Annotated in this window: 16 protein-coding genes; 9 read left to right on the forward strand and 7 right to left on the reverse strand. The window is 61.3% G+C overall.

Annotation, left to right across the window (positions count from 1 at the left end):
* The 4 genes from AC6FTP_RS16790 to AC6FTP_RS16805 all read left to right on the forward strand — a co-directional run.
* Positions 1 to 792, forward strand: a 792-nt coding sequence (locus AC6FTP_RS16790; protein WP_497208074.1) for a right-handed parallel beta-helix repeat-containing protein, incomplete at its 5' end; no start/stop codon positions are given.
* A 95-nt stretch (positions 793 to 887) separates the two neighbouring features.
* The gene (locus AC6FTP_RS16795) at positions 888 to 2597 is read left to right on the forward strand and encodes a 4-alpha-glucanotransferase (RefSeq protein WP_497208075.1); all 1710 of its coding nucleotides are present in this window, start codon (positions 888 to 890) and stop codon (positions 2595 to 2597) included.
* Between the two features lie 38 nt (positions 2598 to 2635).
* Positions 2636 to 3502, forward strand: coding sequence for a hypothetical protein (locus AC6FTP_RS16800; RefSeq protein WP_497208076.1), 867 nt, complete (start codon positions 2636 to 2638; stop codon positions 3500 to 3502).
* A gap of 4 nt (positions 3503 to 3506) precedes the next feature.
* Positions 3507 to 5855 carry a hypothetical protein gene (locus AC6FTP_RS16805; RefSeq protein WP_497208077.1) on the forward strand — a complete coding sequence of 783 codons (2349 nt, stop codon included), beginning with the start codon at positions 3507 to 3509 and terminating at the stop codon, positions 5853 to 5855.
* 59 nt (positions 5856 to 5914) lie between these two features.
* On the opposite strand, the gene AC6FTP_RS16810 is transcribed toward AC6FTP_RS16805, so the two are convergent.
* Positions 5915 to 6337 carry a hypothetical protein gene (locus AC6FTP_RS16810; RefSeq protein WP_497208078.1) on the reverse strand — a complete coding sequence of 141 codons (423 nt, stop codon included), beginning with the start codon at positions 6335 to 6337 and terminating at the stop codon, positions 5915 to 5917.
* Between the two features lie 114 nt (positions 6338 to 6451).
* Here AC6FTP_RS16810 and AC6FTP_RS16815 point away from each other — a divergent pair, with 114 nt between their 5' ends.
* The 3 genes from AC6FTP_RS16815 to AC6FTP_RS16825 are packed head-to-tail and all read left to right on the forward strand — an operon-like array spanning position 6452 to position 14926.
* A complete protein-coding gene (locus AC6FTP_RS16815; protein WP_497208079.1) occupies positions 6452 to 12934 on the forward strand; it encodes a DUF1800 family protein in 6483 nt (2160 codons plus the stop codon).
* Positions 12935 to 12953: 19 nt separating this feature from the next.
* Entirely contained in the window at positions 12954 to 14363 is a 1410-nt protein-coding gene (locus AC6FTP_RS16820; protein WP_497208080.1) for a DUF1501 domain-containing protein, read from the forward strand.
* Positions 14360 to 14926: a hypothetical protein gene (locus tag AC6FTP_RS16825; protein ID WP_497208081.1), complete on the forward strand. Its 567-nt coding sequence runs from the start codon at positions 14360 to 14362 to the stop codon at positions 14924 to 14926. The genes AC6FTP_RS16820 and AC6FTP_RS16825 overlap by 4 nt, the downstream gene beginning before the upstream one ends.
* On the opposite strand, the gene AC6FTP_RS16830 is transcribed toward AC6FTP_RS16825, so the two are convergent.
* Both AC6FTP_RS16830 and AC6FTP_RS16835 read right to left on the reverse strand, forming a co-directional pair.
* A complete protein-coding gene (locus tag AC6FTP_RS16830) occupies positions 14927 to 16093 on the reverse strand; it encodes a diflavin oxidoreductase (protein ID WP_497208082.1) in 1167 nt (388 codons plus the stop codon). It abuts the gene before it with no gap.
* Positions 16094 to 16204: 111 nt separating this feature from the next.
* Positions 16205 to 18328, reverse strand: coding sequence for a TonB-dependent receptor family protein (locus tag AC6FTP_RS16835; RefSeq protein ID WP_497208083.1), 2124 nt, complete (start codon positions 18326 to 18328; stop codon positions 16205 to 16207).
* Between the two features lie 151 nt (positions 18329 to 18479).
* Here AC6FTP_RS16835 and AC6FTP_RS16840 point away from each other — a divergent pair, with 151 nt between their 5' ends.
* Complete coding sequence (locus AC6FTP_RS16840; protein ID WP_497208084.1) at positions 18480 to 19895, forward strand: efflux transporter outer membrane subunit; 1416 nt, start codon at positions 18480 to 18482, stop codon at positions 19893 to 19895.
* A gap of 170 nt (positions 19896 to 20065) precedes the next feature.
* On the forward strand, positions 20066 to 21079 hold the full coding sequence (locus AC6FTP_RS16845) for a glutamine synthetase beta-grasp domain-containing protein (protein WP_497208085.1): 1014 nt from the start codon (positions 20066 to 20068) through the stop codon (positions 21077 to 21079).
* A gap of 152 nt (positions 21080 to 21231) precedes the next feature.
* Here the strand turns inward: AC6FTP_RS16845 and AC6FTP_RS16850 are convergent, their stop codons facing one another.
* The 4 genes from AC6FTP_RS16850 to AC6FTP_RS16865 form a co-directional block, all read right to left on the reverse strand.
* Complete coding sequence (locus AC6FTP_RS16850; protein ID WP_497208086.1) at positions 21232 to 22053, reverse strand: 3-keto-disaccharide hydrolase; 822 nt, start codon at positions 22051 to 22053, stop codon at positions 21232 to 21234.
* 53 nt (positions 22054 to 22106) lie between these two features.
* The gene (locus AC6FTP_RS16855; protein WP_497208089.1) at positions 22107 to 24413 is read right to left on the reverse strand and encodes a ComEC/Rec2 family competence protein; all 2307 of its coding nucleotides are present in this window, start codon (positions 24411 to 24413) and stop codon (positions 22107 to 22109) included.
* 95 nt (positions 24414 to 24508) lie between these two features.
* Positions 24509 to 24805, reverse strand: a complete 297-nt coding sequence (locus AC6FTP_RS16860; RefSeq protein WP_497208087.1) for a hypothetical protein — start codon at positions 24803 to 24805, stop codon at positions 24509 to 24511.
* Between the two features lie 49 nt (positions 24806 to 24854).
* Positions 24855 to 25162 (reverse strand): sulfatase/phosphatase domain-containing protein (locus AC6FTP_RS16865; RefSeq protein WP_497208088.1); only part of this gene is annotated, 308 nt, incomplete at its 5' end.

The raw sequence follows: 25162 nt of genomic DNA on the forward strand, positions 1-25162 counted from the left end.
CTGACCGCCCGCAGCGGCAACCGCTTCAAGCTCGACAAGCCCCTGCGCGAAAACCTGTGGCAGATGAACGACGCCACCTGCTCCACGCTCTTCCCGCTGCTCAGCGGCGAGTTCGTGGACGACCTGCGCATCGAAAACCTCGTGCTCGACGGCAATCGCGAGCACAACGCCGAGCTCGATGGCAACTACGCCGGCTGCATCTTCCTTCAGGACTGCAACCGCGTGCACATCCGCGGCGTCACCGCCCGCAACAACCACGGCGACGGCATCTCCTGGCAGATCTGCCACGACGTCGTGGTCGAAAACTGCGTCAGCGAGAACAACAAGAACCTCGGCCTGCATCCCGGCAGCGGCTCGCAGCGGCCGGTCATCCGCAACAACACCCTGCGCGGCAACGACATCGGCATCTTCTTCTGCTGGGGCGTCAAATACGGCCTCGCCGAGCAAAACACGATCGAGGGCAACCGCGTCGGCATCTCCATCGGCCACCGCGACACGGACAATCTCATCACCGGCAACACCATCCGCGACAGCAAGCTCAACGGCGTCCTCTTCCGACCCGAGCGCGGCCCCGACTTCGCCGGTCACCGCAACCGCATCGAAAACAACACCTTCATCGACAACGCCCCCGAAGGCGGCGCCGTCATCGACATCCAGGGCGGCACCGAATCCATCACCATCCGCGACAACACCTTCACCGAGACCCGTGGTGGCAAGAAGCGCGACGTGGTCAAACAAGGCCCCGATACGAAGCAGATCGTCGTTGAGGGGAGCGAGGTGAAGGGGTTGTGAAGCAGGGAAGGGGTGTCACCTTGGCACGGGGGTTGCGTCTTTGAATAAGACACTGTTTGCAACCCGGACGGTCTGTCCGATTCATCCGACACCTCATGCCCTCCATCCAACCCCGCCGCGCCGGCATCCTTGTTCCAGTTTTTGCCATCCGCACCGCTGACGACCTCGGCATCGGCGACACGGGCGGCGTTTGTGAGCTCATCGACTGGGCGGCGGAGATCGGGCTGGGCTTTGTGCAGTTCCTGCCGATCAATGCCACGGGCGGGGACAGCAGCCCCTACAATGCCATCAGCTCCATCGCGCTGGATTACCTGACGCTGGAGATCACACCCACGATCGTGCCGGAGATCGATGATAAATTCTACCGCACCACGGTGCGCTTCCTGGGCGGTGATGAGCTGCAGGAGGGGCCGGTGCAGTATGACAAGGTGCGGAAGCTGAAGACGAACCTGCTGCGCCATGGCTACAGCCGCCTATCGAAGAAGACGAAGAGGGGGAAGGAGTTTGCGGCCTTTTGCAAGGCGGAGGCGAGCTGGCTGGAGGACTACTGCCTCTTCCGGGTGCTCATGGACATCCACGGGCATGAGGACTGGCCAAACTGGCCTGAGGAGACGAACAGCGGCGCGAAGGCAAGGGCCTGGCTGGCGGAGCAGCGGGTGACGCACACGGCGGAGATCGCGGAGAAGTTGGGCTACCACGCGTATGTGCAGTGGCTGTGCTTCAGCCAATGGCGGGCGGTGCGGGCCTATGCGGCGGAGCAGGGCGTCAAACTCATGGGGGATGTGCCTTTCGGCATCTCATGGTGCAGCAGTGACGTGTTCTTTGAGCCGGAGCAGTTTAACTTGGAGTGGTGTGGCGGTGCGCCGCCGGAGACGTACTTTAAAGATGACTACTTCGTGCAGCGCTGGGGCCAGAACTGGGGCATCCCGCTGTATCGCTGGGATGTGATGGAGGCGGACGGCTTCGGCTGGTGGCAGCGCCGGGTGAAGAAGCTGACGGAGGTCTTCGACATCTTCCGCATCGACCACGTGCTCGGCTTTTACCGCATCTACAGCTTCCCGTGGAGGCCGCAGCGGAACGCGGAGTTCCTCCACCTCAGCGACGACGAGGCCAAGGAGCGCACGGGAGGACATCTGCCGCATTACAAGGAGCACGCTGATGACACCGACGAGCACAAGGCCGCGAACCTAGCCGCTGGGGACAAGTATCTGAAGATGATCGTCGCCGCCGCTGCGCCCTATGAAGTCGTGGCGGAGGATCTCGGCACCGTGCCCGACTACGTGCGCCCGCACCTGCTCGGCCTCGACGTGCCCGGCTTCAAAGTCAGCCACTGGGAGGACGACGGCCACGGCCATGTGCAGCTCGGCAAAGACTACCCGAACTGCGCCTTCACCACCTACGCCACCCACGATCACGAGCCCATGAAGACCCACTGGGAGCATCGTCGCCGCGACAGCCAAAGCCACGACGAAGGCGACCGCTATCTCGGCAACAAGGAGCTGCGGTACCTCAGCGAATTCGCCGGGCTCCCCATCCGCGAGGGCGACTGGCCCGCCTATGATGATCACGTCCGCCACTGCCTGCTGGAGGCGCTGATGGCGAGCAACGCTCGTTATGCCGCCTTCATGCTGCCGGATCTCTTCGCTCTGGAGGAGCGCTTCAACGTGCCCGGCATCGCCAGCGGCGTGAACTGGAGCGCCCGCCTCCCCATGACCATCGCCCAAATGCGGGCCGAAGATCCCTGGAAAGCCGAGAGCACCTGGATGGCCGAGGCCGTGAAGCGGACGGGCAGACAGCCGGAATGAGGCAAGATCAGCCATTGGGCGACGTGTCATCTGCGTCCATGCCCACCACCGCTGATCTCCCCGCCGCCCTGCTCGATCTACTTCACCAGTCGCCTTTGCCTCTGACGCTGGCGGAGTTGGTGAAGCAGTTGCGCGGTGTCGTGGGGGCCAAGGCGGCGAAGAAGGACGCGGTGCTGGCTGCTTTGGCTGGCCTCACGAGCGTCCGCGCGCTGTCGATGAATCCACGCAAGCCAGCGGAGCTGAGCTACACCGTCCATGAGGATGCGGCGGTCACGGCGCATCTGCTGGAGCAATGGGTGAGGTCGGCGAAGAAGCCATTGAAGCTCCCCGACCTGCGGAAGAAGCTCGCGCCAGCCTTGCACGCTCAGTTCGAGGCGGCCTTCGAGAGCCTGGTGGTGCAGCAGCGGCTGTTCCTTTTGCCGAAAGCGATCCCGCTGGTGCTGGCGACGCGGCCTTCCGCGCGGGATCTGCTCGACACGGCGACGCTGAGGCGGCTGCGCTTGCTCGTGCAGCAGGTGAATGCGGTGAGGTCGTCCGCATTGACGGTGGATGGCTTGATCGAGTGGCTCGACGGCTCGTCCCCAGATCCTGCCGCTGAACCTTCGGCGGAACTGACGCCGGAACTGCTTCGGGAATGGTATGAGGCGGATGCGCGGCGCTCGTCCACCCGCATGGTGCCACTGCCGCAGACCTGGACGCATTATGCCGCATGGGCGGCGGGTCATGCGCAAGTGGCTGATCTTCAACGATTCCGAAGCATGATCGAGAGGCTTTACAACGAGGGGGTGATTTGGTTAGAACCCTGCGAATATCCGCAGGATCTTCCCGAAGAGGAGCGTGCTTTGCTCGTGCCTCTCGCCATCGGACCCCCCGGCTTCGCATGGAGCTGGGTCAGCCTTACTTGATGTCATGACCACCACCTATCTTCCCCTGAATCCCTTCCTCTCTTCCAGCGTCGGCGAGGCCGAACTGTGGGGCTCACGCGAGTGGCTGGACGTGCCATCCATCCACGCTTATGCGACGACAGATCTCAATGTGATGGTGGAGATGGTGCGTGCCACGAAGAGGACCCGCGTGCGCTTCGTTCGAGGGGCTGGCGGTGCGGGTAAATCCCACCTCTTCACGCGTCTGCGCCGCCATGCCGGCGACACGATCTTTTACGCCTATGCGCCGAACCCGCCGCTCCAGTCGGAGACGCTGGAGGCCTTTGTGCTCGGGCGGCTCATCGCCAGTCTGCGACACCCCGCCCGTCATCCCAATGGCGGAGCCTCGACCTACAGCCAGCTCCGTCTGCTGGCCTACGCGCTGCTGCGCCCGGTGGTGGAGCAGGACGTGACCCTTTCCCAACTGCACGAGGCGTGGAGCGGCATCGCCATGGAGGAAAAGAAGGATCTCCTGCACCAGGCGCTGCTCCTGCTGGAGGCGGATTTTCCGTCCGTGCCGCGCAGTGTGCTGCGCGCCATTTTGACCGTACTGCGCGATGACAAAGAAGCGCTCGCCGCTCAATGGCTCGCTGGGGCGACCTACCTCACCGAGGCAGATTTAAAATACCTCGGCGTGCCCGAGGCGCTGCGTCGCGAAGACTGCGCCGTGGTCATCCAGCTTCTCGGGAAGCTCTCCGCGCGCGTCGGCATGCCCTTCGTGCTGGTGATGGACCAGCTCGATCTCATCGCCTCATCCGCGCAGCTCGATGAATTCCAGCGCCTGCTCTTTTCGCTCATCGATCAAAGTGAAAACTGGGCTGTGTTCATCGGTCTCGTGGCCGAGCGCTTCACCGCCTGGGATGCCGGGCTCACGCAGGCGTTGCGCGGCAGGATCGGCGTGCCCGATTCATCGGCACCCCTCGGCTTCCTGCTGCCAGTCACCGATGTCCTGCCCATCGGCGGCGAGGATAAAAAAGAGCTCCTGCTCGCCCGCCTGAAGTCACCCGCCCTCGCTGCCCAGCGTGCCAAAGATGGCATCACGTCAGAGCTGCATCCGCTCACGGACGGCGACCTCACGCGCCTCACGCAGGGCGGGGCCGTTTTCCCGCGTCACCTCATCGCCGCAGCGGGGGATGTTTATGAAAAGGCCCTCAGCACACCTGCTCCAGTAATTGCACCTGCGGCAGTCGTCATGACGCCTGAAGTGGCCAAACCTGCGCCTGTGGCAGCCGCCACAGCACCCGCCCCGATGGCAGTATCACCGCCGCCTGACATTCCTGGAGCTAAACAGACGCTGCCTTCCGCCCCTCAGCGCATTGAAAAGCCAACGCTGCCAGTGACCGCGCCTTTGCCGGCCAGTGTCGTCGTGACGCCACCAGCGATCCCGACGCCCCCCCCTCCGCCAATCGCAACTGCTGCCGCTCCAGCACGACCCGCGCTTGCTGCGAAGGTGGATGAGCTTTTGCAAAAGCACCTCCTCGAAGGTCATGGCGAAACCACCGTGGACAGTGCCGTCGAACTCGGCCAGCGCGTGAAGGATCTGATTGAGGTCATGGCAGGCCAGCCCGTGGACTTCCGCGACAGCGACATGGGGAAGAACTTCCCCGGCTTCGATGGGTCCGACTTCACCGCCTCCTGGAATGGTGGACAAGTCCGCGTGGTCACCACGAATGCCATGCGCAACAGCTTCATCGCCGTCCTGGAGCGCCTGCAGGAGGTCGCGGGACGCACGATTTTGCTGCGCCATGCCGCCGCCGCCGTGACGGGACAGCTCACCATGGAAATGCTGAACGCCTTCAAAGCGAAGAACACCTTCCATCATGTGGCGAGCACCGAGTCCGCCCTGCTCGGCGCACTCGGTCGCCTGCTCGCCTCGTTGCGTGAGGGCATCCACAACAGCCTCCACACCGAGCCACCCGCCACACCGGCAAACATTCGTGAGGCTCTTCGGAAACATCCTTTGCTCAGCTCCTGCCGGACCTGGGAGCATCTGCAAAAGATCCAGACTCATGCCGAGAAGCCCGTGATGGCAGCCGCTCCAGCCAGCGGCGTGCTCTCCAGCATTGCGAATGGTTCGCCAGCCAAGCCGAAGCCTCCCGCATCCGAATCGCAACCTCCCCAAGTTCCCGCATTCACAGTCGCAGTGGCCCCCGAGGACAAACCAGCGACAGCTCCAAAGTCAGCCGCTGCCACTGAAGCCGTTTCAACGGCGGCAAAGCCACCCGTAGTTCCAGTCGTGCGCCCCATCGCCAATCCACCAGGAAAGCCTGTCGCCAAGCCCATCCGCCCACCTGTGAATGGCAAACTCCCGCCACCCTCGAAACCCGAGGGATGAGTCATCATTGAATCTTGAGCCAAATCTGAAACCTCGACAAGGTCTCTCCAAGCTGCGGGTTACTTCCTCTCGCTCTCAGCGGGCAGCACCTCGACTTCGATGTCGCGCACGATGACGGATTCCTCGGTGTCGGGGGTGGTTTGAACCGTGACGCTGCGCTCCCAGGATTGCTCCCTGACCTCCACTGTCGGAGCCAGCCCAAAGGCCTGACGCAGACTGCCCACCAGCTTCATCACGGCAAAGATCGCCACGCCTGCCACGACCGCCAGCAGGCCAAAGCTCACGAACAGGGCAATGCCCACCAGCGCGAGCACGCTGAGCAGGATCTTCGCCGACCAGCCGAGCTGCCTGCCACCGAGGTTGAACTGGAAAAACTGCGCTTTCATGGGGTCACCATGCTCCCGCGTTTCCTGATGGCAATCCGCATCTGGCCGCAGTGAGTGCAGTGCTTTGGAGTCTTTGCCCGGAAGTGCGGCAAACATAGGTGATGTTAATGATCAAGCTGGAGCGAAGAGCTTTTTGTCACACAGCGAACTGACATAAGGCTTCTCATATTATAATAATTATATTACAATCTGAAGCTAATCACTCATGGCATGAACAAGCTTCTCCCTCTTCTCTGCAGCATCTTCATGATGCTAGCGTCGGCTGCCCAGGCCCAGACTTCCGGCGTGTTGCGCGAAGTTTGGAATAACCTGGAAGGCAGTACCATCGCCGATCTTACCCTTTCGCCCGACTACCCCTCCGCGCCGGTGCTGCGCACGGTGGACCCGACCTTTGCCGCACCGGTGAACTGGGCCGAGCGCTACGGCGTGCGGATGCGTGCCTTCCTCACGCCGACGACCTCGGGCAACTACACCTTCTACGTGAGCGGGGATGACGGCTTCGAGCTCTGGCTGAGCACCAACGATTCCGCCGCGAACAAGGTGAAGATCGCTTCGTCGGCGAGCTACACGAACCCGCTGCAATGGACGAAGTATGCGTCGCAGAAGTCGGCGGATATCGCGCTCGTGGCGGGGCAGCGCTACTACATCGAGGCGCAGGCCAAGGAAGGCTACGGCGGCGACCACCTCGCTGTGGCCTGGGCCACCACGCCGACAGCGACACCTACTGTCATCCCTGGGGCAAACCTGACGCCCTTTGAAGTGCCCGCGACGATCCCGACGGGCATCGTCGTCGAGGCGGGCAAAGCCGCGAGGCAATACGCGCCGAACCTCACCTATCAGGCCCTGGTGCAGGCCCTGAATGTAGCGAATGCGAATGTCACCCCATCCATCCTTTGGACACAGGTCAGTGGCAACACGGCTGTGATCGCCGCGCCCACACTCGCCGCCACCACGATCACTCTGCCGAGTGCAGGCACCTATGTCTTCCGCGCCACCGCCACGGTCGGCAGCACGACAGGCAGCGATGACGTGACCGTGACCGTCCTCCCGCCACTGGCCCCGGATGCGGGCAAGGCCCTGGCCGAATATTGGTTCAACGTCAACGGCACCAGTGTCGCGTCGATCTCCAGCAGCGTGCATTTCCCGAAGTATCCGCACTCGCATCGCATGGTTACTTCGCTGAGTTCGCTCGCCTCCATCGCTGAGCTTTTTGGCGAGCGCACGCGCGGCTTCCTGCTCGTGCCAGTGACGGGGACGTATCGCTTTTTCCTCGCGGCGAATGAAACGGCGGAGTTCCGCCTGAGCAGTGATGCCTCGCCCGCGAATCTGGCGCTGCTCGCCTCCGTGACGAAGGCGGTCAATGTGGCCGACTTCGCCAATCATGCCTCGCAAGCCAGCGCGGTGATCACGCTCACCGCTGGCCAGAAGTACGCCTTTGAAATCCTGCACAAAGAAGAATGGAGCACGGATCACTGCACGGTGATGTGGCAGCAGCCGGGTCAGGATTTCATGAGCGAGATCACAGGCGAATACCTCGCGCCGCCGACCGATGCCGCCGCTGTGGTCGCCATCGCTCAGGAGCTTAAACTCACACAGGACTACAACCTCTTCGCTGGTCGCGATGCCACGATCTACTGGCCGCGCAATTCACTTTCCCTCAGCGCCTATGATTCCCGCCGTATCTGGGGAAGCGACACGCCATCTCGCATCTGGACCATGGTCAGCGGTCCTGGTGCCGCGCTTTTCTCGGCAGCGGATAAGGCACAAACGCTCGCCACCTTCCCGAAAGTCGGTACCTACGTCCTGCGCTACTCCGTCACCACGACGAGCAACACGAGCACGGATGACATCACCGTGCGCGTCGTGAATCCGATCAATGCCAACGTCGGCAGCCTCACCCGCCAAGTCTGGTGGAACCGGAATTATAGCACGCTCGCCGCCATGCGAGCCGACACCGCTTTTCCGAATAACCCCGACATCACCGACACCATCCCCGACCTGCGTCAGTCACAAAGTTGGGCGGACATGTATGGCACGCGCGTCACCGGCATCCTCAATGTGCCAGCCGGCGGCATCGCCGATGTGAACTACACTTTCTATGTCTCCGGCGATGACGAAGCCGAGTTCTCCATCAGCACAGACGCGACTCCCGCGAACCTCCGCAAAGTCTGCTTCACCACCAACTACACGAACCCCGAGCAATGGACGCTCCATGCCTCCCAGACCTCCGCGCCCATCGCACTGAAGCCCGGCGGACGCTACTTCATCGAACTCGTTCACAAGGCGACGTGGGGTGCTGATCACTTCGCCGTCGCCTGGTCGCCAGAGGGCGACAAACTGCCGCGCGTGATCGAGGGCAGCTTTGTCGAGCCGACGCAAAAGCTGCCTGCCTTTGACAAGGACATGGTCTTCTACGCCAACGCCGGTCGTGACCGCACCTACTGGTGGCCGCATGATCGCGTGCAGCTCGCGGGCAGCATCATCAAAGCACTCAGCAGCAGCGCCACGGCCACCGCGCTCTGGAAGCAGGTCTCCGGCCCGAAAGCCACCATCCTCACGCCGACGAGCCCAACCAGTGATGCCATCCTGTCCGCCATCGGCGTCTATGTTTTCGAACTCGCCGCCACCGAGGGCACGCGTACCAGCCGCGACACGATGACCATCACAGTGAACAAAGCCCTTACCCCCAGCACCGGCGCGCTCACCCGCTCCGTGTGGCTCGATGTCGAAGGCGGCACGCTCGCGGACCTCACCACTTACGATCCACAGCTCGCCTACCCGCACCTCGAAGATCAGTTCCCCGGCACCGAGACACCACGGAACTGGGCCGACTACTACGGCCAGCGTTTGAAAGGTTACCTCACCGTGCCAGTCGCTGGCCGCTACACCTTCTGGATCGCGTCCGATCACGCCTCCGATTTCAAAATTGATCTCAAAGACAGCCTCGGACTGCGCCGCATCGCCTATCTCGAACACGAGGGCCATCAGCCGCGCATGTGGGACGATCACCCCGAGCAGAAGTCTGCCGAAGTCGAGCTGCTGGCGAACACGCCTTACCCCATCCAGATCCTGCACAAAGAGCGCGAAGGCAGCGACCACGTCTCCCTCGCCATGAGCGGCCCCGCCACGAATGGACGCGAGGTCGTCTCTCGCGGATTCCTCACACCAGATCACTCGGCGCCAGCATTCAATCCCGAGATCACCATCGCGCTGGGCAGTGATCGCACACTGCTCTGGCCGCAGAGTCAGGTCGCCATTGCCGCACTGGTCTATGATTTGAATCAAGGCCCACAAGCCCTCACCTACAAATGGAGCAGCACTTCCACGAAGGTCAGCTTCGACAACAGCACGAGCCCCGTTTCGATCGTGAAGTTCACCGGCCCCGGCGTGTTTGAAATCAAAATGACCGCCACCGATGGCACGAACATCGCCACCGACGTCATGCTCGTCACCGTGCAAAATCCGCTCGCGCCGAAAGCGGGCGGCTTGCTGCGTGAAGTGTGGACTGGCATCGGCGGCTACTATCTCACGGATCTAACGAACTCCGCCGCCTATCAGGGCAAGCCGAGCTTCTCCGACATCGTGCCGAATCTCGAAGCACCGTCGAACTGGGGCGACAACTACGGGCAGCGCCTTAGCGGCTTCCTGCAAGTGCCCGTCGAGGGCGATTACGTCTTCCTCATCTCCAGCGATGATCAGAGCGAACTTTGGCTCAACTCCACCGGCGAGTCTGCCACCGGAGCCACGAAGATCTGCTCCACCCCATGGGCCACAGGCCGCTATAACTGGACCGCAAATGCCGCCCAAAAGTCCGCCTCCATCCATCTCGTGCCCGGCAAGCGCTACTACATCAAGGCCCTGCAAAAAGAAGGCGGCGGCGATGATTGCCTCGCTGTGGCTTATCGGCTCGCCACGCAAACGGACGCGCAGGCCCAGGTCATCCCCGGCGTGCTCCTCAGCCCGCCTGATGGTGTCGTCGCCGAGTCCTTTGACAGCGAGATGAACGTGCGCGCTGGTGAGCCCCAGAGCGGCTACTGGCCGAAGTCGCGCTACACTTTGCACGGCACCGCACTCGACTACATCCCAGGCCCGGAGGCGCTCGCTTATCGCTGGACGGTCACGAGCGGACCTGCTGGCACCGTCTTTGATCTGCCCACCGCGCCGACCACCGGCGTGCAGTTCCCCGGCGCTGGCACTTTCCAGATCCAGCTCACCGCCACCGATGGAAAAAACACCCGCTCCGCCACGACGAGTGTCACCATTTCTCCAGCACTCGGCGTGGGCACTGGCACGATCCTCGCGGAGGTCTTCAAAGGCATCACCGGCTCATGGGTCACCGATCTAACCAAGAACGCAAAATACCCCAACAGCCCCGACGAGCGCTTCCAGCTTCGCACTTCCGAGATCGTCTCAAACACCGGCGACAACTACGGCATGTTGCTTCGCGGCTATGTGCATCCGCCCGTGACTGGCGTGTATCGTTTCAATCTCGCCTCCGATGAATGGAGCGAGGTCTATCTCAGCACCGACCGCACGCCGGAGAAGAAGGAACTGCTCTGCTTCGTGCCCGCCGCCACCGACTATTATGAATGGCGGAAGTCCCCCGACTACCAGCTGTCCCGCCCCGTCTCGCTGACGAAGGGCCAGAGCTACTACATCGAGATCCGCTACAAAGAGAGCGGCTGGCGGGATCATCTCGCGCTCGCCTGGCTCAGCCCTGGCAAGACCGCGTTTGAAGTCATCGACGGGGCTTTCCTTTCTCCGCTCCAGCTCACCGACAAAACACCGCCCACGGTCACACTCACCGGCGGCAACGCGGTCACCATCAATGTCGGCGGCGCTTTCACCGATCCTGGATTCGTAGCACTCGATGGCATCGACGGCGATGTGACCGGCTCCGTGCGAGTGGAGGGCAGTGTCGATACTTCCACGCCCGGCACCTACACGCTGCGCTACATCGTCACGGATAAATCCGGCAATCAAAGCACCGTGGCTACACGTCAGGTGACAGTCGCCGTCGCCGCGAACACCGACCCCACCTATCCCGCCGACACGAGCGGCGCGCATCCGACCACAGCATGGACAGCACCCGCGACGATCTCCGACATCGACGCCGCGCGCTTCCTCAAGCAGGCCACCTTTGGCCCCAATGAAGCCGAGATCGCCAAGGTGAAGCAGGTCGGTTTTGCCAAATGGATCGACGACCAGCTCGCGCTGCCTGCCACGAGCCACCTCGAGCATCTCGACCGCATGGCCCTCTTCGAAGGTGCGCAGCAAAAGCTCCTCGAACTCTCCCGCACCGCCAACACACTCGGTCTCCCCGGCGCGATGATGCCCACGACAAGCACGCCGCTGAACACCGAAGATCGCCTTTATAGCTGGTGGACACTCGCGATGACCTCGCCGGATCAGCTTCGCCAAAGAGTCGCGCTCGCGTTGAGCGAGATCATCGTCATCTCCGACCGCTCCGGCTCCGGGCTGCGCAACTACCCGCGCGGCTGCACGAACTTCTACGACATGCTCGTGAAGAGTGTGGCACCGGGGAAGACGTATCGCCAATTGCTCGAAGACGTGACTTTGAATCCGATCATGGGCACCTGGCTGACGATGGTGCGCAGCTCGAAGACCAAGCCGGATGAAAACTACGCCCGTGAGATCATGCAGCTCTTCAGCATCGGTCTGGAGCACCTGAACAAGGACGGCACCTTCAAGCGCAACGGCGCTGGCAACGCCATCCCGACCTACACGCAGGATGAAATCCGCGAGCTGTCGCGCGCCTTCACCGGCTGGACCTACGCGAACTCGCGCAGCTTTACCTGGACGAGTTGGCCGGATGAGATCAATCCGATGATGTCCTTCGAAGACCAGCATGATCGAGGACAAAAGGTGATCGTCGGCGGAGCCACCGTTCCTGCCGGACAGACCGCAGCCCAGGACATTCGTCGCTGTGTCGATGTGCTCGCCGCTCATCCCAATGTCGGCCCCTTCCTTGCCGAGCGACTCATCCAGCGCCTCGTCACCAGCAATCCTAGCCCTGCCTACATCTTTCGCGTCTCCAAAGTGTGGGACAACAACGGCAAAGGCGTGCGTGGCGACCTCTGCGCCGTCGTCAAAGCCATCCTGCTCGACAGCGAAGCCCGCACACTCGGCACCACGCTGGCCTCTGGCAAAATGAGCGAACCAATGATCCGCCTCTCCCGTGTCATGCGTGCCTTTGGCAAAGCCCCAAGCAGCAACCCGCCGCTGCTGGGCCGCTACTTCATGTGGAATGCGCTCGATGAGATCGGCCAGTGGCCGATGCAGGCGCCGACAGTCTTTAACTTCTTCACGCCGAGCTATGCCCCGCCCGGTCCAGTGCTCGACGCAGGCTTCGTTTCCCCCGAGTTCGAGATCACCACCGAACTCACCGCCACCGACACCGCGAACTACTTCTTTGAAGGCGTGACCAATGGCTTCTACACCAATGCCAGCAGCCGCATCACGCTCGACCTCACGCCGCTCACCAGCCTCTGGAGCACGCCTGATGCGCTGATGACAAAGATCGAAACCATCCTCCTCGGACGTCCGATGTCCGCCAGCCTCCGCTCATCGTTGCTCAGCCTGCACACCCTTCACTCCACGAATGCCACCAACGGCGTTCGAGTCATGCTCCAACTCCTCTCGGCCTCACCCGAGTTCGTCATGGAAAAGTAAATCCAGCACACGCCCTCCCATGTCCTCTCCTGAAATGCCCACTCTGCTCACGCGCCGGAATTTCCTGGGTGGCAGCGCCTGCTCGGCGATGTCCACGACTTGCCTGCTGAACACGATCCTCACCCTGCGGCATGTGAATGCCCAGGCGGCGGATGTGCTCGCGCCGGGCACGCCCTACAAGGCCATCGTCTGCCTCTTCCTCTACGGTGGCAATGACTCGAACAACGAAGTCATGCCGCGCGAAAGCAGCGCGCACGCGAAGTATGCCGCCAGCCGCACCGTGCTCACGATCCCGCAGGCAAACATCCTCGCGCTGAACACGCTCAACGATAACGGCCTCCAACTCGGCCTGCATCCCTCGATGACCGGGATGCGCGACCTCTATAACGTTGGCAAAGCCGCCCTGATGACGAACGTCGGCACGCTCATCGCCCCCGCGACGATGGCGGACTACCGCAACCGCACCGCAGCGATCCCGGACAATCTTTTCTCCCATAGCGATCAGCAGATGCAGTGGCAGACCAGCGCTAGCACGATGAACGCGGCCTACAACCAAACAGGCTGGGGCGCACGCATGGCCGAAGCACTCGTCGGCACGCAGCAGCGCACTTCGGTGTCGATGCTCGTCTCGCTCAGCGGCACGAACTTCTTCCAGGTCGGCAAGACGATGTTTCCCTTCCGTCCAGGCCCTGGCGGCACGCCCGTGTTTCGTTTGGGCCAAGGCACCAGCAGCCAGGATGTCACGCGCTACACCGCCTTCCGAAACATCCTCAACGCCGAGTATGCGAACCTCATGGAGGACGCCTTCGCCGACCTCTCGAACAAGTCGATCATCGAAGCCGACACCATCAACACCGCGCTCGCTGGCACTTCGAACTTCCCCACCATCCCGAACTCCGGTCTCGGCGAGCAGCTCCGCACCGTGGCGAAGATGATCCAGGCTCAGGGCCCGCTCGGCATCACGCGCCAGATCTTCTTCGTCGCCACCGGCGGCTTCGACACGCATGGTCCGCAGCTCGGTGATCACGCGAATCTCCTCGGCGGTGTTAGTTCGGCCATGAAAGGCTTCCAGGATGCGCTGGAAACCATCAACATGGGCGACAGCGTCACCACCTTCACCGCGAGCGATTTTAACCGCACCTACGACAGCAACGGCCGCGGCTCCGATCACGGCTGGGGCGGGCATCACCTCATCATGGGCGGTGGTGTGAACGGTCAGCGAGTCTATGGCTCCTTCCCCGATCCCGACATCAACCTCGCCGGTCATCCGCTGAACACCGGACGCGGCAACTGGATCCCCACCACCGCCGTCGATCAATACGCCGCCACCATGGCCAAATGGTTCGGCCTCAGCGACACCCAGATCCGCGACGTCTTTCCGAACATCGTGAACTTCGATCCCGACCTTGGGTTCATGAAAGCGGCATGAAGCGCTACCTCCGCCCCTTTCTCTTCGGCCTTGCTCTTCTGATCGCCGTGCTCTTCGGGCTCATGCTCGGCAAGGGTGGTGGACTTGCAGGCTTGTGGGCGGACATGAAGAGTATGTTTGGCCGCGAAAGCTACCAACTCGATCCGAACGACCCCGTTTTAAAAGCCGGACTGCCGCAGCCTGACCCCGCCGCTGGCTTGCCTGACTCACCACTCAATGACTTCCTCAAACCCGACCTCACGCCGCAGGAGCAAACCCAGATCGTCGGCCAGATGCTGATCGACTACTGGACGAGTGTGCGATCCCTCCCCGGCGGCACCTGGGAGGAGGTCCGCGAGCAGCTCGCGGGCAAGAACAAGAAGGAACTCGCGCTTGTGCCGAAGGAACACCCAGCGCTCGCGACAGACACATTTCGTCAGAAGCCAGGCGCATCAGGCATCCATCTCCATGTCATCTCCAGCAGCGGCTGCGCCTTCCAGCTCATCTACGATGGGCCCGATAAGCAGCCCTTCACCGATGACGACCTCATCCGCAATTACCCGCCGGATTTGAAGTTCGAGTGATCAATAAACGTCGCGACGATAACGCTTGGCTTCTTTGAAGGAGGCCATCCAGGCCACAGCTTCTTCGGGGCTCATCCCACCTTCTTTTTCGAGGATGGTGTGCAGGGCTTTATCGACATCCACCGCCATGCGCGCGGCATCGCCGCAGACATAGACGATGGATCCCTGCTGGAGCCAGGCATAGATCTCGGCGCTGTGCTCCAGCATTTTGTGCTGCACATAGATCTTCTCTGCCTGATCTCGACTCCAGGCCGTGGTGAGCTTGGCGAGCGTGCCGTTGGCGAGCCAGCGCTCGAACTCAACCTTGTAGAAGAAGCAGGTCTTTTCACTGACCTCACCAAAGAACATCCAGGCCTTGCCTTTCGCTGCCGTGGCTTCTCGCTCCTCCAGGAAGGCACGGAAGGGCGCGATGCCGGTGCCTGGACCGATGAAGATGACGGGCGTTTCCTCCTGCGGTTCGGGCAGGCGGAAACCTTTGCCGTGATTGACGAAGACGGGGATGAGCGTCTCGCCCACGGTGATGCGATCCGCGAGGAAAGTGGAGGCCACACCGCCGCGCTCGCGCCCGTGGCTGCTGTACTTCACAGTAGCGACAGTGAGATGCACTTCCTTCGGGTGCGCCTTCTGACTGCTGCTGATGGAGTAGAGGCGGATGTTCAGCTTCTTCTGCGTGAGCATGAACTCCTGCGGCTCAAACTTGGCCGTGGGGTTTTCCAAAAGCAGGTCGATGACGAAGCGGCCCCAGAGGTAGCTCTTCAGCTCTTCCTTACGCTCAGGCTCAAGCAGTCCAGCGAGTGGCGTGTTACCACTCGTTTTCTCGATGATGGCCTTGATGAGTTTGTTATCGACCTCGGTGATGAGCGTCGCTTCGAGCAAAGCCTGACGGATGGGCACTTCGACGCCGGTCTTCGGATGTTTCACAATCTCCTCCCCGGTGAAACCAAGCGCCTTTAGCGTGTCAAATACGAGCGCCGGATCATTCGTCGGCTGCACCGCGAGGGAGTCGCCAGGGGTGTACTCCAGCTCACCACCTTCGAGATCGATCTCGTAATGCCGCGTATTCTTAGGCGCACCTGGACCTGAGATGTCGAAAGCCTTCTTCACCTTGGCGATGAAGGGATTTTTCACGTTATAGACAGGCTTTCCGGAGGCGGCTTCAGTGCTCATGAGAATGATAGTTCAGAGGCCAAAAGGGCGCGCAGGCTGCGCCTTGTCAATCAAGAGGGCGGCGCGGATCGAACCCACTCTGACACCGCCCTGAATGATCCACCTTAGAAATCAGAACTGGAAGGAGGCACCGACGTAGAAGTTGCGACCGTAGGCGGGGTCGATTCCGTTCGAGGTGATGCGGGAGTAGTAGTCTTCGTTGAAGACGTTATTCAGCCCTGCCATGAGGGTGAAGTTTTTGGTGACGGGGACTTCGGCGGTGAGGTCCCAGGTCATGTAGGAAGGGATGTCAAACTGAGGGTTGTTGCTGTCTTGGGCTTTGTGATCGGCCACGAAGGTGCCGAGGAAGGAGACTTTGACGCCTTTGAAGCCGTAGATGAATCCGGTTCTGACCATGTAGTCGGGGGCGAACTGCGGCGTGCTGCCATCGTTGGGACCACCTTTGATCTCGGCGTTCAGGAGCGTGGCGTTGGCGTGGAAGCTGAGGCTGCCAAGATGGGACGCGAGCTTGGTGCCCTGAAGAGCATCGTATGCACCGATGAGGTCCACTTGGAAGGCACCATCCCAGCCAGTGTTGATGCTGCGTCCAGCACTACCGAGCACGTTGTTGCTGATGGCGAAGCGGTTGTCCTGATCAATGAGGAAGAGGCTTGTGTCGAAAGTGAACCACTGCCGTGGGGTGCCACGGAAGCCGAGTTCGTAGCTCCAGCCCAGGCCTGGAGCCGTGTCTGTGGCGGTGCTGCCGGGGGTGGCGATGACGGATTCGGTGAAGACGGTAGGTCGGTAGCTTTGGGAGATATTGGCGTAGAGTTGGGTTTCTGCAGGTAGGTCGTAGGCGATGCCGAGGCCGAAGAGGGGCTGTACATCATGCTTCGTGACATCGCGCTCGCTCTGGAGCACGCCTGCGGTGTTAAAGGTCTTCGAATGCACGCTTTGCTCGACGCTTTCCAAGCGGAAGCCGGGTGTGATGGTGAGGTCGCCCCAGGTGAATTTGTTCTCGGCGAAGAAGGAGTAGTAGAAGACATCGCGCTGGGAGTCGCCTGTGGTGACTCCATCTGAGGCAGCCGGGCCGGAGAGACCGCGTTTGTCACGGCGCGGGGAATCCATCAGGTAGAACTGCATGCCTGCGGTGAGGGTGTGGTCACCACCAAGTGCATGCCAGTCCTGGCGGATGCGGGGCTCGAAGCCGAGTGAGTAGAAGGTCTGGTCTTCGATGTTGGACTGGGTGCCGTTGGGTGTGGCACCAAAGGCGTTTCCGGTGTGGCGCTGGCGGTGGCTGTAGCGGTTGTAGTAACCGGCCCACATTTTGACATCGAGTTCAGTGCCGTCCTGGATCTTGTGCTGAAGTTCGGCTGAGGCGACGTAGCGGCTGAGGCTGAAGACGTCGTTCGTTCGTGTGGTTTTGTCACGGTTGCGCACATAGTCGCGGTAGCTGAGACCACCGGGCTCGTCGTTCTCCTGCTCATAAGCATCGACGGCCAAAATCCAGCGCGTGTCGGCATCGACATCATAAGAGATTTTAAAGTGGCCACCATCCAGGTGGTAGTCGCTGTTGCTGGTGCGGAAGCCTTCGGACTCCCGGTGGTTGTAGTAGCCGTAATATCCTACCTTGCCGACGGTGCCGGTGATAGCCGTGTAGTTGGAAAAGAAGCCGTCCGTGCCGCCGATGTTCTGGGTGCGGAAGGAGAAGGGGGTATTCCGGTCCGGCATGTAGGTGATGTAGTTCAGCGTGCCTGCGGGCTGTGGTCCATACATGAGTGAGCCGCCACCACGGATGAACTCGATACGGTCCACCACATCCAGCGGTGGGGTGTAGTAGGCCTCAGGGTAGCCAAAGGGGTCGGCATGGATGGGGATGCCGTCTTTGAGCACCTGCATGAACTGGGTGCGGGCAGGAGTGCCAATTCCACGGTAGCCGATGCTGACGAGTGGTGTCGTTTCCTCAGAAACGAGCAGACCGGGCGTCAGCGCGAAAGCCTGGCGATAGTTGTTGGCCTGCACTTTGGGCAGGGCGTCGAGGTCGATGACCGTGGCGCGCTTGCCCGCGAAAATCTTGGTGCCTTCGACTGGGAGGAGGAAGGGATTTTGCACCACCGAGTCGTTCTCGGACTCACCATAGACCAGGATGGTGTCGAGTGTGGTTGAGGCCTCGCTGGTGACGGCAGGGACGGTTTCCTGAGCTGTCAAAGACAGGGCCGACAAGGCAAGGAGAGAGGCGAGAAGATGTTTGTTCATGGCAGTTAGTGAGACGATGTCTCAGCGAGGCGCGCGCTTTAGTGCAATTGAGAACCATGTGCAACAGAAATTCTGCGAACAAGTCGCAACAGGTTGCGCCGTGCCGAATTTAGCCTTGTGAGTGTGCGATGCCCCATGCAGCCTGCGAGCCGTGTTTTCCTCGATTCGAGTTCCCTCTCTCCTCTCAGCCGCCGCACTCCTCACGGGTTGCGGTTTGATGCCGCCGCTCGGGGCGAAACGTCTCCAAACGGATGTCGCTGGGGTTCAAGGAATCGCCCCTGACAAGTGGTCAGCGCTGCCAAAGATCGCGCCAAAGGCGGCGACAGGGTGGTTGGCCGACTACAACAGCCCTTCACTCCGGCAACTCGTGGACCGGGCCATCTCGGCGAACCCCGACCTGAAAGCGGCGGCGGCACGTGTGACCCAGGCGCAAGCTGAGACGGTGCAGGCGGGTGCGGCGCTGCTGCCGAGCATCAGCGGGAATTATTCGGCCAGCCGTCAGCAGACGCCGGCAGACCAGCGCTTCTCCGGGCTGAACTTCATCAACAACCGCTTCCGTCTGCCGCTGAATGTAAGCTGGGAGGTCGATCTCTGGGGTCGGGTGGCCGATGAGCGGGGCGCGGCAAAGTCTCGTCGTTTTGCCGCTGAGGAGGATTTTCATGCCGCCCGACTGTCGATGGCGGCGAGCGCTGTGCGGACAGCGGTGACTCTGGCGGAGGCGCAGTCGCTGCTGGCTTTGGCCGAGCAAAACGTGAGCACCCGGCGAGTGCAGCTCGGCATTCTGGAAAAGCAGATGGAGCGGGGCTTGGAGCCGGATCGGGCGGCACTCGATGTCTCGCTCGGACGGGCGGACCTGGCGAGAGCGGAAGCAACTGTGCAGCAGCGACGGGCGGCAGTGGACCAGTCCCGCCGAGCTCTGGAAGTGCTCATGGGCGGTTACCCCGCAGGGGCAGAAAAAGGACTGACCAGCCTGCCCCATTTGAGTCGCCAAATTCCCGCGGGCCTGCCTTCGGAACTGCTCCTGCGTCGGCCAGATTTGCGTGCGGCGGAGAGGCGGCTGGAGTCGGCGCTGAAGCTGGAGAGTTCGGCGAAGAAAGCTTTTCTCCCGAGCATCCGCCTGACTGGCGACTACGGACGCACCTCAGCGGACATTGACGATCTCATGGAGCCTGAGACGGCCATGTGGAGCATCGCCAGCAGCATCACCCAGAGCGTGTTTCAGGGCGGGCGAATCGTCGCTTCCGTGAAGCTGGCGCGGGCGCGGTATGAGGAGCAGCTCCAGACCTACACCAGCAGCGTGCTCACCGCTTTCCGGGAGGTGGAGACAGCTTTGGCGGCTGATGCGTTTTTGCGTGATCAGGCCGCTGCTTTGAGCCGGTCTGCCGAGGAGGCCGAACGGGCGGAGGGGCTGGCGCTCGGGCAATATGAAAAAGGTCTGACGGATGTGCTGACACTGCTGGACGCGAGGCAGCGTGCCTTTGATTCTCGCAGCGCCTTCATTGATGTGCAGGCCCGGCGCCTGCGGAACCGCGCCGACCTGCATCTGGCCCTGGGTGGCGAGTTTTGACAGATCGAATCGGTGGGGCTCCAGATTGGGTGGAGTGGAGAATTTTTGCCCTAGAATGGAGAAAAAAGCTTCTCATCTGGCACGCGCCATGCTTAACACTGACATGCTCCCTGCGGGAGGATCATCTCTGAACGCCGAGCACCCTAAAATCCAAGTCGAACTCTACAACCATGGCCAAATACAAACTCGAATACATCTGGCTCGACGGCTATGAGCCCGTCCGCAACCTCCGCAGCAAGACTCAACTCAAGGACTTCGCCAGCTTCCCGAAGCTCGAAGAACTCCCAGATTGGGGCTTTGACGGTTCCTCCACTCAGCAGGCTCCTGGCGGCAGTTCCGACTGCGTTTTGAAGCCAGTCGCTCTCTATCCAGACAGCACTCGCAAAAATGGCGTGCTCGTCATGTGCGAAGTTTATACTGCCGACGGTACCCCCCATGCCTCCAATGACCGCGCCACCATCCTTGACGATCCAGACGCTTGGTTCGGCTTTGAGCAGGAATACTTCCTCTATCAGGACGGTCGCCCCCTCGGCTTCCCCGAAAACGGCTACCCAGCTCCCCAGGGTCCATACTACACAGGCGTGGGCTACAAGAACGTGGGCGATATCGCCCGCCAGATCGTCGAAGAGCACCTCGACATCTGCCTCGACGCCGGCATCAACCACGAAGGCATCAACGCCGAAGTGGCCAAGGGTCAGTGGGAATTCCAGATCTTTGGCAAAGGCTCCAAGACCTGCGCTGATCAGGTGTGGGTCGCTCGCTACATTCTGAACCGTCTTTGCGAGAAGTATGGCATCGATGTCGAGTATCACTGCAAGCCTCTCGGTGCCACCGACTGGAACGGTTCTGGCATGCACGCCAACTTCTCCACCAAGCACATGCGTGAAGTCGGCGGCGAAGCCTACTTCCTCGCTCTCATGGCTCAGTTTGAGAAGAATTGCATGGAGCACATCGCCGTTTATGGCCCTGACAATCACATGCGCCTCACCGGTCTGCATGAAACCCAGGCCATCGACAAATTCTCCTGGGGTATCGCTGACCGCGGTGCATCCATTCGCGTCCCGCACAGCTTCAAGAAAAACGGCTGGAAGGGCTACCTCGAAGACCGTCGTCCGAACAGCCAGGGCAATCCATACCAGATCGCCTCCCGCATTCTCAAGACCATCTCCGAAGTGCCGAAATAAGCACCGCCGAGACTCTCGAGCCAGCATCTCCCACAAACGCCGCCTGGACGAAACAGGCGGCGTTTTTTTGGCTCATGTCTGATGGTGGGGTAACAAAACGCCCCGCTCTGAAGACAGAGCGGGGCGTCGCAGATGAAAAGAATCAGGTCAGATCAAGGCAGCGGGCGGACCCAGATATTGCGCAGGCGCACGGGGGGCTCGTTTTTGTGATCTTGAATGCGCAGCGGTGCCTTTGCTGGGAAGCTGCCGCTGTAGTCGGTGATGTTCTTGTGCTTCGTGGGGCCCATGATCTTCGTGTGGACCTGCACGCAGACGCCATTCACAAAGGTGGTGACGTAGGCGGGCTCGATGACTTTATCGCCGTCCAGCTTTGGGGCGGTGAAGACGATGTCGTAGGCCTGCCATTCACCGGCTTTTTTCACGGCGTTTACTAGCGGAGGTGTCTGGCCGTAGATGCAGCCGGTCATGCCGTCCGCGTAGGTCGGGTTGTTGTCGCAGTCGAGCATCTGGCACTCGTAGCGATCCATGAAGAAGATGCCGGCGTTGCCTTTTTTCTGGGAATTGCCCTTCGTGTGGGGCTCGCTCTTCCACTCGAGGTGGACCTGGCAGCTCGCGAATTCCTGCTTCGTCCAGCAATCGCCACCAGCGATGAGCATCTCGCCATTCTCGATCTTCCAGGGGCAGGGGCCGAACTCGCCTGTGTCCTTGCCCTTTTCGTCCTTCTTCTTGCCCTGGAGGGCGTCCGAGCTGGTGCCGTTGAAGATGATGATGGCATCGGAGGGTGCGTCACCGAGTTTCTCGCCAGGCTTCACCGCTTCGGGACGTGGGCGGTCGATGTCATGGACCTTCCATTGCGTGCCGGGGATGATCGGCGTGTCGGAGTATCCGATGGGGGAAGGCTTGTCGTCCGCAGCGAGAGCAGCCGTGCTGGTCAGCGCCAAGGCGAGGAGGAGTTTTGAGGTGGGGTTCTTCATGAGGAGAGCCGCAAACGAGCCGCTGCCGCCCCTGCTTTCAAGTGCTGTCTCGTTCATCGTGCCTGTGCGGGGAGAAAAATCTCCTCGCCACTGCGGTGTGCCCGCAGTCGTGCTCCATCCGCTGTGATACCGATTCCCACGCTGCCCGAGATTTCGAGATCGAAGAGTGTGACGTTCTTTTCCTCACAATACTCGCGCACTCGCGGCGGGATCGTTTCTTCGAGGAAGCGCGAATCACTCGAATGGATGATCACTCTCGGCTGCGCTGCGTTCAGCAGTTCCGTGAGCCCACCGGGATCGACGGGGTGCTGCCCACGCACCAATACATCGCAGCGCAGATCTTCGCGGTGCTCCAAAAGGCGCTTTTCCGTGATGAAGCCCGCATCGCCCAGCCAGAGCACACGCGTCTGACCGAGTTCCAGCATCAGCACAAGTCCCCGATCATCCGAACGGTCGTAAAGATCCGTGCTCAGGGGGTGCAGCACCGAGATCGTCGCTGCTGATGAGGTCTTCGAAAAAGGAATCCGATCCCCCGCCTGATGCCGGTGCCATGCCGCACTGTCCACTTTGGCAGAGTCGCGCAGCAGATGAAACACTGCGAATTTTGGGTCAAGCTCCCACGGCTCATGCACACTCGTGTAAAGTCGCGGGTTACCCATTTGCAATGCCATGGAAGCCGCGCCGATGTGTGCCGAATCACCATGCGTGAGGATGATGCCGTTCAGCGCATTGATCCCCTGATGGCGAAAGAATGGGCGCAGCACACGCCGCCATCCCGGCACATTGCCCGTGTCGATCAGCCATTGCGCAGCATCCACACGCACATGCCCTGACGAGCCTCCGCCGGGGAGGTGGAAGACCTGCATCTCCATCGGCGGCGGTGCTTTTTCAAAGCGCAGATCCAGTGTCACATTCGCCCCCGGCAAACCGGCGAACCAACCTGCACTGACGACCATGCCGCGCGCGAGCCAGGCATTGGCCCAATTTGCCAGCACTTGCAGCGGCCCTGCTCCAAGAGCCGCAGCCATCAGGCTCACACACGAAACGCCGATGCTGAAACCCGACATCGGCACCAGCAGCAGATTCGCCAACAAACCCACCGGTGTCATGGTGTGGAAGTGCCCGAGCATCAGCGGCAGACTGCCCATCCATGCCGCCAGCGAAGTGCAGGCCAGACCTGCAAACTGCCGCCTGCACCAGCGCCCGAGCCACTGATCCCATGAGGCCAGACTGGGCGGGAGAAATGCATCCAGCTCCGTCCATGGGCGCAACCTTTGAAGCATCGGCCCAGCCAGACTCGCGATGGCCCAGAGCACGAGGAATGAAAGCTGAAACCCCGCCTGGAAAAGCTGGTGCGAATCCCAGACCAGCAGCACCAGCAGCGCGAACCCGAGGCTGTTTTGCACATCCGATTTTCGATTCCAACGCAGTGAGCCGAGCACGATGGCGATCATGAACGCCGCACGCGCAGCTGAGGGACGCCAGCCCGTGATGTAGGCATAGGCAAACACGATCACGATGATCAAGCCCGCAGAGCGCGTCTTTCCCAGCCCCAGCCAGCGCAGGCCAAAGGCCAGCACCACCGCCAGCATCACCACATGCAGACCACTCACCGCGAAGATATGCAGAGTGCCGCTGTCACGGAAGGCATCCTCAATGTCATCCCCCGCCGCATCCGAAGCCCCGAGCGCCATCGCCAGCAGCACGGCTTTGTCCTCGGCACGGTCCTCGATGCCTCGTGAAAGCGCCCCCGTGATCCACTGTCTGGATGTCTCCGCCCAGTAGAGCAGATGAAATCTGGGCGAGAGCGGTTCCTCGCGAATCAATCCCACACGTTGTGCCCGCAGATAGGCGATCCAGCCATTCCGCAGACTGAAGTCCACCGGGTCAAACTGACCCGGATTCATGGGAGGCTTTGGCAAAGAAAGTTCACCTACGATCTCATACACGCCTGCCTTCTCCAACTGCCAGCCCAGCGGCAGAGCCACTTTCACCCGGGCAGACAGCGGCAGATAATCCCCGTCATCACCCCAGCGCAGCTCCGAGATTTCCGCCACCGCGCGCGCCTCATCCAGCTCCGCCCCATCCGTCCATGGATACAGCCTTGCCCTCAAAGTCACTTCCACAGGCCTGTCCGCCTGTGCAAGCAGACGCTGCCGCAGCGGATGTTCATAGGTTTGATGCAGACGCCAGCCATGCAATGCCATGAAACCCACCATCGCGAAAGGCATCCAGGCCACCAACTGCCTCCGCCACAGCCCAACCAAGAGCGCCGCCATCATCAAAGCCAGCATCCAGCTTCCGGAAACGAGCCACCCGACATCGGCGATGATCACCCCGATCACCGCCACGATTCCCACCCAAAGCAAAGGTCGGCATCGCCGTGTTTCCAAAAGCCACCCAGCCAGACGCTGCCGCGATGAAAGCTGCTCCGCCTCTGGAGGTCCATCATCCATCAAGTCTCCTCGGTTTTGGGCTCCGCTACTTCTTCTTCCCCAGCTTCAGGTTTCTCCTCTGTTGTTTCAGCATCCTCAGGAGTCTGCGGTCCGCCTGAAAGGAACACGGCGTTACCCAGGGCATCCGCCATCCGCGCCAGCACCACTTTGACGAAAACAAAGGCCGCGATCACCCCACCCACGAGGAAGAAAATTAGCATCAGCATGGGGTCGCCCTCCACCTGCTGCCAAGCCTTCCACGCCAGCCAACAAGCCAGCGCGGCCAGGACCAGTCGGATGACCCATCGGCGATTCATGACAATGAAAATAATCCAAAGCCATCTGAATTGGCAAGCCTCCTTATTGCTATCGGATCTTCGCGTCCGGCAGTTCGCTCTTCACGCCTTCGTCGAGGGGCATTTTGTCGGTCTGGGTGTCGAGGCCGGTGGCTTGCATGAGTTTGGCGAGCTGGGCTTGGAGTTCGCCGACTTGGGGGGCGAGTTCGGGTTTGCTGATGAGGTTCTTGGTCTCGCCGGGGTCGGCTTGCAGGTCGTAAAGCTCGGCCAGGTGCTTATCAGGACTGCCATCGCCATGGGGATAGTGGATGTACTTCCAGCGGTCGGTGCGGATGGCGCGGACATTCGGGGTGTAGGGGAACTGCTTCTCGTAGTTGT

Origin of the sequence: Prosthecobacter sp., from assembly GCF_044378005.1 — a bacterium.
In the GTDB taxonomy this organism is placed as follows: domain Bacteria; phylum Verrucomicrobiota; class Verrucomicrobiia; order Verrucomicrobiales; family Verrucomicrobiaceae; genus Prosthecobacter.

Excerpts from the sequence above, each read along its gene's own strand:
- AC6FTP_RS16820 (WP_497208080.1), top strand. The coding sequence starts at position 12,954 with ATGTCCTCTCCTGAAATGCCCACTCTGCTCACGCGCCGGAATTTCCTG.
- AC6FTP_RS16835 (WP_497208083.1), bottom strand. The coding sequence starts at position 18,328 with ATGAACAAACATCTTCTCGCCTCTCTCCTTGCCTTGTCGGCCCTGTCT.
- AC6FTP_RS16805 (WP_497208077.1), top strand. The coding sequence starts at position 3,507 with ATGACCACCACCTATCTTCCCCTGAATCCCTTCCTCTCTTCCAGCGTC.
- AC6FTP_RS16860 (WP_497208087.1), bottom strand. The coding sequence starts at position 24,805 with ATGAATCGCCGATGGGTCATCCGACTGGTCCTGGCCGCGCTGGCTTGT.
- AC6FTP_RS16830 (WP_497208082.1), bottom strand. The coding sequence starts at position 16,093 with ATGAGCACTGAAGCCGCCTCCGGAAAGCCTGTCTATAACGTGAAAAAT.
- AC6FTP_RS16815 (WP_497208079.1), top strand. The coding sequence starts at position 6,452 with ATGAACAAGCTTCTCCCTCTTCTCTGCAGCATCTTCATGATGCTAGCG.
- AC6FTP_RS16800 (WP_497208076.1), top strand. The coding sequence starts at position 2,636 with ATGCCCACCACCGCTGATCTCCCCGCCGCCCTGCTCGATCTACTTCAC.
- AC6FTP_RS16850 (WP_497208086.1), bottom strand. The coding sequence starts at position 22,053 with ATGAAGAACCCCACCTCAAAACTCCTCCTCGCCTTGGCGCTGACCAGC.
- AC6FTP_RS16795 (WP_497208075.1), top strand. The coding sequence starts at position 888 with ATGCCCTCCATCCAACCCCGCCGCGCCGGCATCCTTGTTCCAGTTTTT.
- AC6FTP_RS16825 (WP_497208081.1), top strand. The coding sequence starts at position 14,360 with ATGAAGCGCTACCTCCGCCCCTTTCTCTTCGGCCTTGCTCTTCTGATC.
- AC6FTP_RS16810 (WP_497208078.1), bottom strand. The coding sequence starts at position 6,337 with ATGTTTGCCGCACTTCCGGGCAAAGACTCCAAAGCACTGCACTCACTG.
- AC6FTP_RS16845 (WP_497208085.1), top strand. The coding sequence starts at position 20,066 with ATGGCCAAATACAAACTCGAATACATCTGGCTCGACGGCTATGAGCCC.